At 74.4% G+C, this 13,127-nt stretch carries 12 protein-coding genes, 1 pseudogene and 1 riboswitch; of the genes and pseudogenes, 7 read left to right on the top strand and 6 right to left on the bottom strand.

Annotated elements, in window-relative coordinates:
• Window positions 1–984, bottom strand: a complete 984-nt coding sequence (gene pseB, locus C5N14_RS19325; protein WP_117669510.1) for a UDP-N-acetylglucosamine 4,6-dehydratase (inverting) — start codon at window positions 982–984, stop codon at window positions 1–3.
• A gap of 244 nt (window positions 985–1,228) precedes the next feature.
• Here pseB and C5N14_RS19320 point away from each other — a divergent pair, with 244 nt between their 5' ends.
• Together C5N14_RS19320 and C5N14_RS19315 are read left to right on the top strand one after the other, a co-directional pair.
• The gene (locus C5N14_RS19320) at window positions 1,229–1,471 is read left to right on the top strand and encodes an acyl carrier protein (RefSeq protein ID WP_117669509.1); all 243 of its coding nucleotides are present in this window, start codon (window positions 1,229–1,231) and stop codon (window positions 1,469–1,471) included.
• A gap of 49 nt (window positions 1,472–1,520) precedes the next feature.
• Window positions 1,521–1,715 (top strand): annotated as a pseudogene (locus tag C5N14_RS19315) (SDR family NAD(P)-dependent oxidoreductase); the annotation flags it as partial.
• Here C5N14_RS19315 and pseI read toward each other — a convergent pair.
• The 4 genes from pseI to C5N14_RS19295 all read right to left on the bottom strand — a co-directional run bounded on the left by pseI (window position 1,706) and on the right by C5N14_RS19295 (window position 5,816).
• On the bottom strand, window positions 1,706–2,755 hold the full coding sequence (pseI, locus tag C5N14_RS19310) for a pseudaminic acid synthase (protein WP_117669508.1): 1,050 nt from the start codon (window positions 2,753–2,755) through the stop codon (window positions 1,706–1,708). The pseudogene C5N14_RS19315 and the gene pseI sit on opposite strands and share 10 nt — an antisense overlap.
• Entirely contained in the window at window positions 2,752–3,276 is a 525-nt protein-coding gene (locus tag C5N14_RS19305) for a GNAT family N-acetyltransferase (protein WP_117669507.1), read from the bottom strand. The genes pseI and C5N14_RS19305 overlap by 4 nt, the downstream gene beginning before the upstream one ends.
• On the bottom strand, window positions 3,273–4,400 hold the full coding sequence (locus tag C5N14_RS19300; RefSeq protein ID WP_117669506.1) for a glycosyltransferase: 1,128 nt from the start codon (window positions 4,398–4,400) through the stop codon (window positions 3,273–3,275). The genes C5N14_RS19305 and C5N14_RS19300 overlap by 4 nt, the downstream gene beginning before the upstream one ends.
• Before the next feature lie 90 nt (window positions 4,401–4,490).
• On the bottom strand, window positions 4,491–5,816 hold the full coding sequence (locus tag C5N14_RS19295; protein WP_117669505.1) for a polysaccharide pyruvyl transferase family protein: 1,326 nt from the start codon (window positions 5,814–5,816) through the stop codon (window positions 4,491–4,493).
• A gap of 311 nt (window positions 5,817–6,127) precedes the next feature.
• Here C5N14_RS19295 and C5N14_RS19290 point away from each other — a divergent pair, with 311 nt between their 5' ends.
• The 5 genes from C5N14_RS19290 to C5N14_RS19270 all read left to right on the top strand — a co-directional run bounded on the left by C5N14_RS19290 (window position 6,128) and on the right by C5N14_RS19270 (window position 11,322).
• Window positions 6,128–7,342: an acyltransferase gene (locus C5N14_RS19290; protein ID WP_117669504.1), complete on the top strand. Its 1,215-nt coding sequence runs from the start codon at window positions 6,128–6,130 to the stop codon at window positions 7,340–7,342.
• A gap of 201 nt (window positions 7,343–7,543) precedes the next feature.
• The gene (locus C5N14_RS19285; protein ID WP_117669503.1) at window positions 7,544–7,915 is read left to right on the top strand and encodes a hypothetical protein; all 372 of its coding nucleotides are present in this window, start codon (window positions 7,544–7,546) and stop codon (window positions 7,913–7,915) included.
• Between the two features lie 138 nt (window positions 7,916–8,053).
• Complete coding sequence (locus tag C5N14_RS34000) at window positions 8,054–8,815, top strand: hypothetical protein (RefSeq protein WP_117669502.1); 762 nt, start codon at window positions 8,054–8,056, stop codon at window positions 8,813–8,815.
• Between the two features lie 313 nt (window positions 8,816–9,128).
• A riboswitch (cyclic di-AMP (ydaO/yuaA leader) is annotated at window positions 9,129–9,271 on the top strand.
• Between the two features lie 221 nt (window positions 9,272–9,492).
• Entirely contained in the window at window positions 9,493–10,356 is an 864-nt protein-coding gene (locus C5N14_RS19275) for a C39 family peptidase (protein ID WP_207892788.1), read from the top strand.
• A 231-nt stretch (window positions 10,357–10,587) separates the two neighbouring features.
• Complete coding sequence (locus C5N14_RS19270) at window positions 10,588–11,322, top strand: alpha/beta fold hydrolase (RefSeq protein ID WP_165878156.1); 735 nt, start codon at window positions 10,588–10,590, stop codon at window positions 11,320–11,322.
• Window positions 11,323–11,393: 71 nt separating this feature from the next.
• On the opposite strand, the gene C5N14_RS19265 is transcribed toward C5N14_RS19270, so the two are convergent.
• A complete protein-coding gene (locus C5N14_RS19265) occupies window positions 11,394–13,085 on the bottom strand; it encodes a CDP-glycerol glycerophosphotransferase family protein (protein WP_117669501.1) in 1,692 nt (563 codons plus the stop codon).
• Between the last annotated feature and the right edge of the window lie 42 nt (window positions 13,086–13,127).

Below are 13,127 nucleotides of genomic sequence, written 5' to 3'. Positions count from 1 at the left end.
TCACGCGGCGATGCCGAGCATGTCGCGAAGCTGCTCCACGCCGAGCCACTCGTCGTTGCCGTCCGACTGGTACGCGAAGCCGTCCGGCACCGGCTCGCAGTGCGCCGGCGGCTGGTAGCCCCAGGTGGCGATGGTCGGCTGGACGATGAACCGGTCCGGGGTGCGCAGGGTCCGCCGGCTGTCGTCCGGGGCGATCATCTCCTCGTGCAGCTTCTCGCCGGGCCGAATGCCGATCTCGTGGGTGGTGGCGTCCGGGGCGACCGCCTCGACCAGGTCGAGGATCCGCATGCTCGGGATGCGTGGGACGAACAGTTCCCCGCCCTGCATCTGGTCGAACGAGTCCAGCACGAACTGCACGGCCTGGTCCAGGGTGATCCAGAACCGGGTCATCCGCTTGTCGGTGACCGGCAGGCTCTTGCCCTCGGCGGCGAGCCGGCGGAACAGCGGGACCACCGAGCCGCGGCTGCCCACCACGTTGCCGTAGCGCACCACGGAGAAACGGGTGGGGTGGTGGGCGGCGTAGTGGTTGGCCGAGACGAACAGCTTGTCGCCGACCAGCTTGGTGGCCCCGTACAGGTTGATCGGGCTGGACGCCTTGTCGGTGGAGAGCGCGATGACCTTCCGCACCCCGGCCTCGATCGCCGCGTCGACGACGTGCTGCGAGCCGGTGATGTTGGTGGCGATGAACTCCGAGGGGTTGTACTCGGCGGTGTCCACCTGCTTGAGTGCGGCGGCGTGCACCACGTGGTCCACCCCGTGCATCGCCCGGGTGAGCCGGTGCCGGTCCCGGATGTCACCGATGAACCAGCGCAGCCGCGGGTCGTCGCCGAGTTGCTGGCGCAGCTCGTACTGCTTCAGCTCGTCGCGGGAGAACACCACCACCCGGGCCGGGTCGGCCGTGGTGAGGACGTGGCGCAGGAAGGCCCGGCCGAAGGAACCCGTCCCGCCGGTGATCAGAATGGACGAACCATTCAGTTCGCTCAATTGGTGCTCCCGTGGTGAGTGGTTTTTGGCGCAGACCTCGGCCAGCGGTCGGATCGAGACGCTAGGCGCGGCGGGTTAACTCCCTGACGCCGCCCGGTGAACTCGCCAGGCGCAGCCGGTGAATGCCGAACACCCTGCCGGGAAACAGTTTCCGAGCAGCTCACAGCCCCGCGACCGCCTCCGGATCTTCGGCTATGCTCGCCGGGCACCGCTCTGGTGCCGACGAAAGACGGAGGAAGAAACGGTGGATCTGGAAGGGCTCGGTGTCGTTTTTCGGACGGCACTGGAACTGCCGGATGGCGTCCAGGTGAACAGCCTGGAATACCGCGGTGTCGAGCAGTGGGACTCCCTCGCGCACATGTCGCTGGTGGCCGCGATCGAGGACGAGTTCGGGGTCATGCTGGACACCGACGAGGTGATCGACCTCAGCTCGTTCGAGCGGGCGCGGCAGATCCTGGAGAAGCACGGTGTCGTCCTCACCGACTGACCCGGCCGGGGCCGGGCCGGTCCCCGCCGAGGACCGGCCGCCCCGGCACGTGCTGGTGACCGGGTCCAGCCGGGGCATCGGCCGGGCGGTGGCCCGCCGGCTCGCCGCCGCCGGCGACCTCGTCGCCGTGCACGGGCGGCTGCCCGGCTCCGCCGACGAGGTCGCCGCCGCCCTGCCCGGCGGGCCGCACCTGGCCGTGCACGGCGACGTCGCCGACCCCGCCGGCGCGTCCCGTCAGATCAGGTCCCAGTCCAGCGCGGTGCCGCGCGGGACGTCCCGGCGGAACGTCCGGCCGAGCACCCGGTCCAGGTCGGCCGGGGGCAGCCCGCCCGCCGGCCGGATCGACCGGACGTTCGCCGCGGTCACCGGGTCGCCGGCGCGGACGTCGGCCACCACGTACAGCGACCGGCGGAAGCGCAGCCCCTCCCGCTCGGTGGGGGTGGGGCCGATGGTCGTGGTCCCCATCGCCGCCCACGCCCGCTCCGACTCCACCCGCAGCCCGGCCAGCTCGGCCGGCTCCAGCGAGAAGTCCGAGTCCACCCCGCCGTCGGAGCGGCGCAGCGTCACGTGCTTCTCGATCAGGCAGGCGCCCAGCGCCACGGCCGCGACCGGCACCCCGATGCCGGGGGTGTGGTCGGACAGGCCGACCGGCACCCCGAAGGTGTCGGCCAGCACCGGCAGCCGGCGCAGGTTGCTGTCCCGCGGCGGCGCCGGGTACGACGCCGTGCAGGCCAGCAGCACGATGCCGCCGGCCCCGGCCGCGCGGGCGGCCGTGACCGCCGCGTCGATCTCGCCGACCGTGGCCATCCCGGTGGAGATGACCAGCGGCTTGCCGGTGGCGGCCACCAGCCGGATCAGCGGCAGGTCGACCAGCTCCGACGAGGCGATCTTGTACGCCGGGGCGTCCAGCTCCTCCAGCAGCTCCACCGCCGTACGGTCGAACGGCGACGAGAAGACCGTCAGGCCGTGCCGGCGGGCCCGCTCGAAGATCGGGGCGTGCCACTCGTACGGGGTGTGGGCCCGCTCGAAGAGCTGGTACAGCCGCTCGCCGCCCCACAGCTCGTGGCCGCCGGAGATGCGGAACCCGGGCGTGTCCACGTCGATGGTGATCGTGTCCGGCGTGTACGTCTGGAGCTTCAGCGCGTGCGCGCCGCTGGCCGCCACCGCGTCCACGATCGCCAGCGCCCGGTCCAGGCTGCCGTTGTGGTTGCCGGACATCTCGGCCACCAGGAAGGGCCGCTCACCGGTGCCGACCGCGTGCGGGCCGATCTTGACTGTCGTCATGTTCCCCTGCTCAGTTCCGTCCACACCACCTGGTGCGGCGTGCCGTCGACGTCCCGCTCGTAGCGCCGGACGATCGCGAATCCGAGGCGCCGGTGCAGCGCCAGCACCGGCCGGTTGGTGGCCAGCGTCTCCCCGCCGAGGGTGCGCGCGCCGAGCACGTCGAAGGCGTACGCGACGGCCGCCCGCTCCAGCGCCAGCCACGCCGGCATGAGCTGCCGCCGCGCGTCCAGGCCCTCGACGTCCAGGTAGAAGCCCCAGGCCAGCGCCCTGTCCGGGGTGGTCACCCCGGAGAAGGTGACCACCCCGCAGGGCACGCCCAGGTGCTCGTGCACCAACAGCCGGCGATCCGGGTCGGCGCGTACCGCCGTCCACCAGGCGGCGTGCTCGGCCGGCCCGATCTCGTGCCGGGTGAAGCTGACCGCGCGGACCCGCGGGTGGTTGCGCCAGCGCCGGAGGGTCTCCGAGTCGGCGTCCCGGGCCACGCGCAGCCCGCCGTCGGCCCGGTTCGCGGCCCCGCTCATCCCTTTCCCGCCAGCGCGCTGCCCTGCTCGGCGGCCTCCGGTGTGCCGCCGTGGCCGGGCGGCGTCGGCCCGGCCCCGGCGGGCTCCCCGACGGTCGCGGCCGGGCGCAGGGCGCCGGCGATCCGGTGGGCCCGACGCAGGGTGGTGTACGCGACGTAGCTGTCCCGGGCGACGAGCCGGTGCTTCAGCCCGGCCACCCCGCCCGGCCGGGAGTAGCCGCCCGAGGGCAGGTACCGGCGGTAGTGCGCGGCCACCCGGCGGAAGAAGCCCCGGCGCAGCCGCGGGTGCACCCGGCCGTCGTTGCCCACCACCACCAGGTAGTGGTTGATCATCAGCCCGAACAGGTCGGTCCTGATCCACTCCTCGGTGACGTGCCGCCGCATCCACTCCTGCAGCCGCTCGTACTGCACGAAGGCGTCGAAGTGTCGGCCGCTGCGGGTGGAGGTGATCGCGCCGAGCCGGCCCTGCCGGTAGTGGTAGCAGACCCGGTCCAGCACGGCGATCCGGTCCGCGCCGATCAGCAGCGGGTGGCTGAACGGGATGTCCTCGTACCAGCCGGGGTGGAAGCGCAGCCCCAGCTCGTCGAGGAACGCGCGGCGCACCACCTTGTTCCACGCGGTGTGCTGCACCCGCAGCAGCTCCGGCCGGTCGGCCAACCGGACGCAGCCGTCGACGCCGCGCAGCAGGTGGCTGCTCGCGTCGACCTCCGCCCGGCCGGTCTCGTGCATCCGCAGGTGGTCCACGAGCAGCACGTCCGGCTCGTCGCGGCGCAGCCGCCCCAGCACCGCCGGCAGGGTGCCCGGGGGCAGCCAGTCGTCGCTGTCGACGAACCAGACGTACCGGCCCGTCGCCGCCTCCAGACCGGCGTTGCGGGCCAGGCCGAGCCCGACGTTGCGGGTCAGTTCGACGACCCGCACCTGGGGGCGCCCGGCCGCGTACGAGCGCAGCATCTCCCCGCACCGGTCCGGGGAGGCGTCGTCGACGGCGACCAGCTCGACCTCGTCCGCCACCCCGGCGGGCAGCCCGCCGAGGACCGACTCCAGGCACTGGTACAGGTACGCCTCGACGCCGTGCACCGGGACGACGATGCTCAGCAGTGGGCTCCGCGTCGGCTCATTGACCACGCCCGACACGATCGACCGCCCGGATGGCCGGCCCCGGAACCTGACGTATCCGGCGGGCGTGGGGTCGCTGAACAGCCCCCTGACGCAGGGTTAACGGTTGAGAATCTTGCGCATCCGGCCGCCCACCGCCGCCCGTACCCGGGTTCGCAACCGCTGGGCGTTCAGCTCCTCGACGTTCTCCCTGAGCTCCTGGTTCCGGTCGCGCAGCCACTGGATCCGGGTGATCAGCTCGTCCGGGTCGGTGGCCGTCTGGGGGCGGACCGCCGGGGGATAGCTCGTCTCGGCGACCTGCCGGTCGAAGCGCGCCGCGCTGTCGCCGTCGGCGAAGCAGTGGCCGAGGTCGTGCCGGGCCAGGAACGACATCATCGTCTCGAACCGGGCCTTGTGCCCGTTGTTCAGCGCGGTGTAGTCCGCCTCGTCGTAGAGCGCCACGGCGTCCACGTCGGCCGACACGTCCTTCATGATCCGGTGCGGGATGTCGAAGTACCGGGCCAGCTCCAGCGTCCGCGAGTCGTGCGCGAACAGGTAGCCCGGGGTGCCGGCGATCAGCGCCGTGATGGTGCCGTGGATGCGGGTGCCGAAGTTGAAGTCGAACCCGGACAGGTAGTCCATCCAGGTCCACGGGTCGACGAACATCCGCACCTTGTCCTCGACGAAGAGCGGGTGCGAGGTGTGGATCGGGATGGCGGCCTTCTTGCCCCGCTCCTCCGGCAGGTCGCCGTAGAGCAGGGTGCCGAGGGTCTTCAGGTCCTGCGGGAGGTAGCGCAGGTTCGGGTAGCGCTGGTGGTGCGAGGTGATCACCTTCGCCATCGACTTGACGTACGGGGACACGGTCAGCGCCACCCGGTCCTCGACGGTGAGCGTCGCCTTGCGCTTCTCCACCCGCAGGCTGTCGCCGTGCAGGAACATCGACGGGCAGCCGATCACGTCGACCGCGGAGAAGCCGAGGCTGCGCAGGTACCCCTCGGTGATCTCGCCGCGCACGCCGATGCTGTGCGACCGGTCGAGCACCGCCTTCACGAACGCCTTCACCGCGTCGTCGATCGGCCGCAGGTACTCCCGGTCGCCCTTGACGTCGGTCTGCGCGCCGACGCCCAGCACCACCACCGGGATCTTCAGCCGTTCGATGAGCCGGGTCATGGTGACCAGCCGGTGGGCGTAGCTGCGCCGGAACGCGTTCGCCAGCGGCACCACGAAGACGTCGTAGCGCTCGTTGATCTCGTCCGCGTCGCGCGGGTTGGCCCGGAACTCCGACGAGGTGATCCGCGCCGTCGAGGTCTGCAGGATCTTGTGCGCCGAGTGGCTGAACACCAGGTTGCCGGTGTTGTCGCCGATCCAGTTGCGGTCGAACGTCTCCTCCGGCGAGTAGACGTCGAACGGGCCCTTCTTGGCCCGGAGCAGGATCCGCTGGTGCATCGGTACCGTCCTTCTCGTGGTGTCCGCCCCGTCGGGGGTGCGCCGGCGGGCGCCGACCCGGCCTGGCCCGACATGGTCGGGAGGCACGCATGTTGGTTCCGAGACCGCGATATTAGGCCATCGGACATCCGCGCTCGGCATTCGCGTCACCGGGCCGCCGCCGCCGCGGGGGCCGGGCGGGCACAGCGGGTAGGGTGCCCGGCGGGCGGCACCCACCGGCCCGCCGCGCCGCGGCGGCGCCGGCCGCCCCGGCGCGACACGAGGCGAGGAGGCACGGTGCTGGTGACCCTGCGGACGGACGGGCCGCCGGCATGACCAGCGCACCGACCGTCGTACGCCCCGAGCCGCCGGCCCGGCCCGCGAGCCGGCTGCCGTCGCTGACCGGGCTGCGGTGGGTCGCCGCCCTGCTGGTCTTCGGGTACCACGTCGGCACCATGCGGATCGTCGGCGAGCCCGACTACCAGGCGGTCGTCGACTGGCTGTTCACCCTGGGCCTGTCCGGGGTGGAGTTCTTCTTCATCCTCAGTGGCTTCGTGCTGGTCTGGTCGGCCCGCGACGGGGAACGCCGGCGCGACTTCTGGCGCCGCCGGCTCGCCAAGATCTACCCCAACCACGTGCTGATGTGGGCGGTGGTGCTGCTGACCGGCGGCTGGGTGTTCGCCGACCCGGTCAACGTCCGTGCCGCGGTGGAGAACCTCCTGCTGCTCCAGGCCTGGGACCCGACCCCCGGCTACTTCTACAGCGTCAACTCGGTGAGCTGGTCGCTCTCCTGCGAGCTGTTCTTCTACTTCTGCCTGCCGTTCGCGCTGCCGCTGGTACGCCGGGCGCGGCCCGGGGCACTGTGGGCGGTGGTGGTCGCGGTGCCCCTGCTGATCGTGGCGCTCTGGCCCGGCCAGCGCCTGGTGCCGCAGGAGAGCACCTGGTGGTTCACCCAGATCTTCCCCGTCGTGCGGTCCCTGGAGTTCTGGATGGGCGTCGCCGCGGCCGAGCTGCTGCGCCGGGGGCGCTGGCGGGGCCCCGGCCTCACCGGGGCCAGCCTGATCTTCGTGGCCACCTGGGTCGTCGCCGCGCAGTGGATCCGCGCCGAGCTGTGGGCGGCGCTGCTCGCGGCGGCGTACCTGCTGGTCATCGCCGCCGCCGCCGACGCGGACGTGCGGGGCGCGCGGACGCCGTGGCGGTCCCGGCCGATGGTCTGGCTCGGCGAGGTCTCGTTCGCCTTCTACCTGGTGCACGTGTTCGTCATGGTCACCGTGCTGCGGCTGGCCGACCGACTCGGCGCGGGGCTGCCCGGCTGGTGGGGGCCGCTGGCGGCGGTCGGCTTCCTGCTGGTGAACCTGGGACTGGCCGGGCTGCTGCACCGGTGGGTCGAGATGCCGCTGACCCGCTGGCTCGGGCCGCCCCGCCGACCCCGACCGCCGGCCCCCGACGGCGGGACGACCCCCGGCGATCCGCCCGGGCCGGTGATGACGGCCGCCCCCACGCCCGAGCGTTCCCGCGAGTACGTCACCATCCCCGAGCCGCGCTGACCGGCCCGGCCCCCGACGGCCCGTCCCCGCGCCGAGCCGCGCTGACCGGCCCGTTCCCGCGCCGCCCCGCCGTTCGGCCGGGGCGCGGCCCGCGTGCCGGCGGCGGGCGGCCGGCGGGCCGGGGAAGAATCGGACGATCGGGGCGTCGCGACACGCCCCGGCAGCGGTGCGTCGTGCGGCCGGCTTCGGTAGCGTGAACGGGTGCTCTCCGTCGCGCCGACCTGTCCCCTGTGGTGGGTCGCGCGCTGGACCGCCCGGATGCTGACCAGCCTGGCCGTCGCGGTCGCCTTCTCGCTGGGCGCCGGGTCGCTGTCGTTCGACGCCGTGTCGCCCGCCGGGGCCGCCGCCGCTGGCGTGCCCGCGGCGGCCTGGTCCCCGGCCGGCAGCCCGCCCGTCCTCGGGGCACCCGACCCCGGCCGGGCCGCAGTCGACACTCCGGCCGCCCCCGCGCACACCGACGCGGTCCCGGCCGGCCCGGCGGGGTGGTCCGTGGTCCACCCGGCCCCGGCGCGCCGGATGCCCCTCGGCCCCGCCCCGGCGGCCGCCGGTTCGCGCGCGCCGCCGCGCGGCTGACCCCGCCCGCGCCCGCGACACCGCCGTCCCGCGAACCTCACCACCGCACCCGTCCGTCCGGCCCCGGTGGCGCGCCCGCGCCCCGCCCGGCGGCGCGCGGAGCCCGCTTCCCGCATCCACCCCCGTGAGGTGCCGACCATGGACATCGTTCTCTATCAGTTCCTCGTCGAGGTGCCGCTGGCCGTCGCCATCTGGTCGGTGCTGCTCGTGGTGGCCCTCGGCGTGCTCACCTTCCTGGTCGCCCGCCCGCAGCGGGACCGGCCGGCGGTCGACCCCGCCCCGCCCGCCGCCGACCCGGTCGTCGAGGAGGCCGCCGACCTACGCCGGTACGCCGAGGAGGTGGCGGTGGCCGCCGCCGGGGCGGCCCAGACCGCCCGCCGGCGGCGCGACGCGTGGCTGGTCGCCCAGGGCGCCCTGGACCGGGCCTGGCAGGCGTACGACGAGGCGGAGGCCGCCGCGCGGCGGTTCTCCGGCGGGTGGGCCCTGCCTGCGCCGCGCACCCCCCGCACCCCCGCCGAGTACGCCGCCCGGGAGCGCTGGCTGCACCACGCCGCCACGGTCGCCCACCTGCGCGGCGAGCTGTCCATCCGGCAGCTCTGCGACGTCTTCGCGCACCGGGGCGGCTGGGACCCCCGCCTGCACCCGGTGCAGCAGGAGGTCGTGCTGGCCCGGGCGGTGCGGGACGGGAAGCAGGCCGGCCACCGGGCGGCGGTGGCCCGGGAACGGGCCGCCTGGCGCGACGCCGAGCTGGCCGCCGAGGCCGCCCGGGCACTGGCCGCCGAGGCGTACGCCGCCGCGGAGCGGGCCAACCCCGTCCGGGTGCCCGCCCCCCGGCCCGCGACGGCGGCGGCCCGCCGCACCGTCCCGGCCGCCCGCTGGCGCCCGGCCCGGGTCGGCTGAACCCGGTCCAGCCCGGTAGCGAGAGCCGCCCCGAATTTCCTCGTGACGCCGGTCACGTCGCCGCACAAACGGGCAGTCGACCCATTGCGTCCGATCGGCCGACACAACTCACCGACGATCACGACCGATCGTCCGGTTGTCGACCTCCGGCACCGGGACAGCCGGCAATCCCATTGAGTCGCATCAGTTCCGAATGTGCTGCAAGAAAGTTGTTCGGGGAAGGTTTACGCAGGTGGGATGGGGTTGGCAGGGCTCAGGCCGGCCAGTAATGTCGGCCCGTCCGGTGCGGTACCCGTTCGCAACAAGGCGACGCCGCGCCGACCCGCTCAATCGTGACCATCACGAACCGGGGACCCAGTGCACGTGTGGGGTGAATCCGCGGGCCACGGCCCGTGGTAGGGCGATCTTCCCGCCCGAATCCGTCAGCTAACCCGGTAGGCGGTGTCGGAAGGAGTGCCATCCTCGTGCAGCATGCCCCCACCCCTCGGTTGTTCCTCCACCACGGTTCCGTGGTGCCCGCGTCCGTAGCCCCCGGGCTGACGAGCTGACCGGCGCACCCACCCGTACGCCCGGCTGACCGGGCGTCTTCCCAGAGCGGTCCCCACCGGCCGCGGGCGTCTCGCCCGCACCGCCGTGCGACGACGCATGCCCGGGTGCCCCCGCTCTCCCCCATCCCCGTGGAGGAACACGTGAACGACCACCTCAAGCGGCAGTTGCGACGTCTCGCCACCGAGCGTCCGTACCAGGTCGTCGCCGGCTCGGCCGCGGCGCTCCTGCTGGCCTCCGGCACCGGCGTGCTGCTGGCCGGTGCCGACGACACCCCCGCCCCGCGGCAGACCACCAACGCCGCCGTGGCCGAGATCGCACCCCGCCTCGACGGCGCGGCCAGCCGCGCCCAGGCCCGGGTCGGCGCGACCGGGTCGCCCAGCGCCTCGCCGTCGCCGAGCGCCGCCTCGGCCGCGCCGAACCCCGACCTGACCACCAACGCGGCCCCGAAGCAGACCACGGCGAAGCCGGCCGCCCCGAAGCCGCCGTCGTCGAAGCTCCTCGACTACGACTACCAGGCGCAGACCACCTACTACTACTGCGGCCCCGCGGCGGTGCGCAACGCGCTCTCCGCCACCGGCGTCGCGAGTAACCAGGACGGGCTGGCCAGCCGCCTCGGCACCACCGAGATGGGCACCAACTCGGCCGCGGACACCACCCGGGTGCTCAACGAGATGGTCAAGGGCGACCCGTACCGGACCCGGATGATCCCGGGTGGCGCCGCCACCGCGGCCCAGATCGACCGGCTCCAGGCCGACGTGGTGCAGGCGGTCGGCGCTGGGCGCGGTGTCGTGGTGAACATCGCCGGCGACGCCACCGACGTCGACGGCGGCTGGCACTCCTTCCCCGGCGGCCACTACATCGCCGTCGTCGGCTACCGCAACGACGGCCGCACCGTGCGGATCGCCGACTCGGCCGACCCCGCCGTCCCGGCGTACTGGATCAGCACTGTCGCCCTGGCGCACTGGGCGGCGACCAGGGGCTACTCGGCCTGATCACCCTCCCCCCACCGGGCCCCGGCTCTCCCCGTGAGCCGGGGCCCGGTGCCGTCCCGCGCCGGCCCGGCACCGCTGCCGCCCGCCCGGTCCGGTACCGCCGCCGCCCGGTGTCGCCCGTCGGTGTCATCGTCCGGTGTCGTCCGGTGTCGCCCGTCGGTATCGTCGTCCGGTGTCGTCTCCCGGTCCGGACGCTCGCCCGGCGGGCCGCGCGGTGCGACACTGCGCCGCATGACCGACGACACGGGTACCCGGCGCGTGGCGCTGCTGCTGCACGGCATGGGCGGCACGGGAGAGGTGTGGCTGCCCTGCGCGCCGCTGCTGGAGAGCCGCTGGCCGGGCCGGTGGCTGGCACCCGACCTGGCCGGCCACGGCTGGTCGCCGGCACTGCCGGCCTACACCTTCGCCGGCCTCGCCGACCGGGTCGCCGAGGTGCTGCGCCCCGGCGACCGGCTCGTGGTCCTGGGACACTCGCTGGGCGGCGTGGTCGGCCTCGCGCTGGCCGCGCGCGGCCGGGGCCTGCCCGTCGACGTGGTGGTCGGCCTCGGGATCAAGGCCGCCTGGTCGGCCGCCGAGCTGGACCGGGCCCGCGAGCTGGCGGCCCGCCCCGTGGCCTGGTTCGCCTCCCGGGACGAGGCGGCCCGCCGCTACCTGCGGGTGTCCGGCCTGGCCGGGCTGGTCGCCCCGGACGATCCCGTCGTGGACGGCGGGCTGCGCCGGGAGGGCGGCCGGTGGCGGCTGGCCATGGACCCGGCGGCCTTCGGGGTCGGCGCACCGGACCTGCCCGCCCTGCTGTCCGACGTCGACGTCCCGGTCGTGCTGGCCAGGGGCGAGCGCGACCCGATGGTCAGCGACGCCCAGCTCGGGGCGCTGGGCGTCCCGACGGTCACCCTGCCCGGCCTCGGCCACCACGCGCACGTCGAGAACCCCGCCGCCGTCCTGACCCTCCTGACCCCCCACCTCTAACGGGGAGGATCGTCGCGTTGATCAAGAGGTTTCCGTCGGCTCTGGGCGCGATCCTGACGCAAACTTCTTGATCAACGCGACGGGGTGGGGTGGGTGGCGCGGGGGGACGGGGGGGTCCAGGCTGGGTTCAGCTCTCGGCGGGCCGCCGCCAGGAACGCCTCGGCGTACTGCTGCGCGGGGAAGTCGCCCAGGTAGCGGGAGCGGGTGGCCCAGCGGGCCGATGCCCTCGGGTCGGTGTCGAGCAGGTTGCCCAGCACCTCGTCGAGGTTGGCCGCGTCGCGGCGCAGCACGTAGCCCGAGCCGGCCAGCGGGAACCGCTCGACGAACCGGTCGCCGTCGCCGCCCATGTCCGTGACCGCGTACGGCTTGCCGGAGTAGAGGTAGTCCGAGATCACCCCGGAGACGTCCGAGACCAGCGCGTCGGAGCGGTTCACGCAGTCGACCAGAGACATCTCCCGGCTGGCCGCCGCGCCCCAGACGTGCTGCCGCCCGGTGCGGGCCCGGTCCGCGGCGAGCAGCTCCGTGAGCCGGGCGAGCTGCCGCGCCGACGCCGGGTTCTGCCCGGTGTACGGGTGGGCGCGCAGGATCACCGTCGCGCCCCGGGCCAGCAGGCCGCGCACGATCGTCTCGCCCACCGGCAGGGAGCAGTAGTTCGCGTCGGCGTGGTGCCCGGTCCAGGTCGGGGTGTAGAGGACCGTCGGATTCGCCAGGCCGGGGGTCGACTCCCGGCGTACCTCGATCGACTCGACCTGCGGGCGGCCGACGACGACGAACTTCTCCGCCGGGATGTCCACCCCGGCGCGGGCGTACCGGTCGATCGCGGCCGGACCGGCCACGAAGATCCGGTCGAAGATCGCCGAGACCGGGTTGGCGCTGGGCGCCTTGTCGCTGTCGCCATGGTGGATCTGCACGTGGGTGAGCTGGGTGAACCGGATGCAGTGACTGTTCTTCGCCCCGTGGTTGACGTAGAACGCCACCTTGAGGCTCGGCACCAGCGCCTCGTCCATCGCCTTCAGGGTGGGGCAGTACACCACCGGGGCCGTGGTGGCCGCGGCGATCGGGGCGAGGAACTCCGGCTCCCGCACCATCACCAGGAACGGCCGGCCGATCCGCTCCAGGTACGGCAGCCACATGGTGACCTGGTACTCCGACCCCGGCGGGGCGGAGAAATGCAGCAGGAACTCCGGCCGGTGCGCCCGCAGCGCCCCGGCCACCGCCCCGCCCCCGGCGCCCGGCCGGAGCCGCCGGCGGGCCAGGTCCAGCGCCACCGCGCCGGCGCCCGCCCCGACGGCCAGCGCCAGCAGCAGGGCGACGAACGCCGGCAGCACCAGCGCGGCGGCCAGCGCCACCGCGGCGAGCAGCACCAGCAGGGCGTCGCCCAGCCGGCCGGCGACCAGCGGGGTCCACGCCCGGACCGGGAGGTTGGCCGCCCGGATCTCCAGGTCCCCGGCCTGCCGCAGCGGCCCCACCAGCAGCACCAGCCCCAGCAGCACCAGGGCCGTGGCGGCCAGCGCCGGGTCGAAGCCGGCATCGAGCCGGCGGGCGTACCCGACCAGGATGCCGGCCGCGAGCAGCACCGACTCGGCGGTGCTGTCGGCGGACGGCCGGACCCGGCGCTCCCAGCCGGCGGCGGCCAGCGCCGCCACCGCGAGCGCCAGCCCCCAACCGGTCGCCCCGGTCAGCGCGAGGACGAGGAACGCCAGCACCGCCAGGCCGGTGGTCGCCGCCCGGGCGATCAGTTTCCTGACCAGGTCACCACGCATGTCGCTTCCGCTTCTCCCGCCGCGTCGGTGCCCGCCGAACCC

The organism is Micromonospora sp. MW-13, assembly GCF_003434305.1.
GTDB lineage: Bacteria > Actinomycetota > Actinomycetes > Mycobacteriales > Micromonosporaceae > Micromonospora.
The sequence above is the reverse complement of the archived record's forward strand: the minus strand, read 5'-3'. Positions and strand labels throughout refer to the sequence as shown.

Excerpts from the sequence above, each read along its gene's own strand:
- C5N14_RS19305 (WP_117669507.1), bottom strand. The coding sequence starts at position 3,276 with ATGAGCGGGGCCGCGAACCGGGCCGACGGCGGGCTGCGCGTGGCCCGG.
- C5N14_RS19265 (WP_117669501.1), bottom strand. The coding sequence starts at position 13,085 with ATGCGTGGTGACCTGGTCAGGAAACTGATCGCCCGGGCGGCGACCACC.
- C5N14_RS34000 (WP_117669502.1), top strand. The coding sequence starts at position 8,054 with ATGGACATCGTTCTCTATCAGTTCCTCGTCGAGGTGCCGCTGGCCGTC.
- C5N14_RS19290 (WP_117669504.1), top strand. The coding sequence starts at position 6,128 with ATGACCAGCGCACCGACCGTCGTACGCCCCGAGCCGCCGGCCCGGCCC.
- pseI (WP_117669508.1), bottom strand. The coding sequence starts at position 2,755 with ATGACGACAGTCAAGATCGGCCCGCACGCGGTCGGCACCGGTGAGCGG.
- C5N14_RS19270 (WP_165878156.1), top strand. The coding sequence starts at position 10,588 with ATGACCGACGACACGGGTACCCGGCGCGTGGCGCTGCTGCTGCACGGC.
- C5N14_RS19295 (WP_117669505.1), bottom strand. The coding sequence starts at position 5,816 with ATGCACCAGCGGATCCTGCTCCGGGCCAAGAAGGGCCCGTTCGACGTC.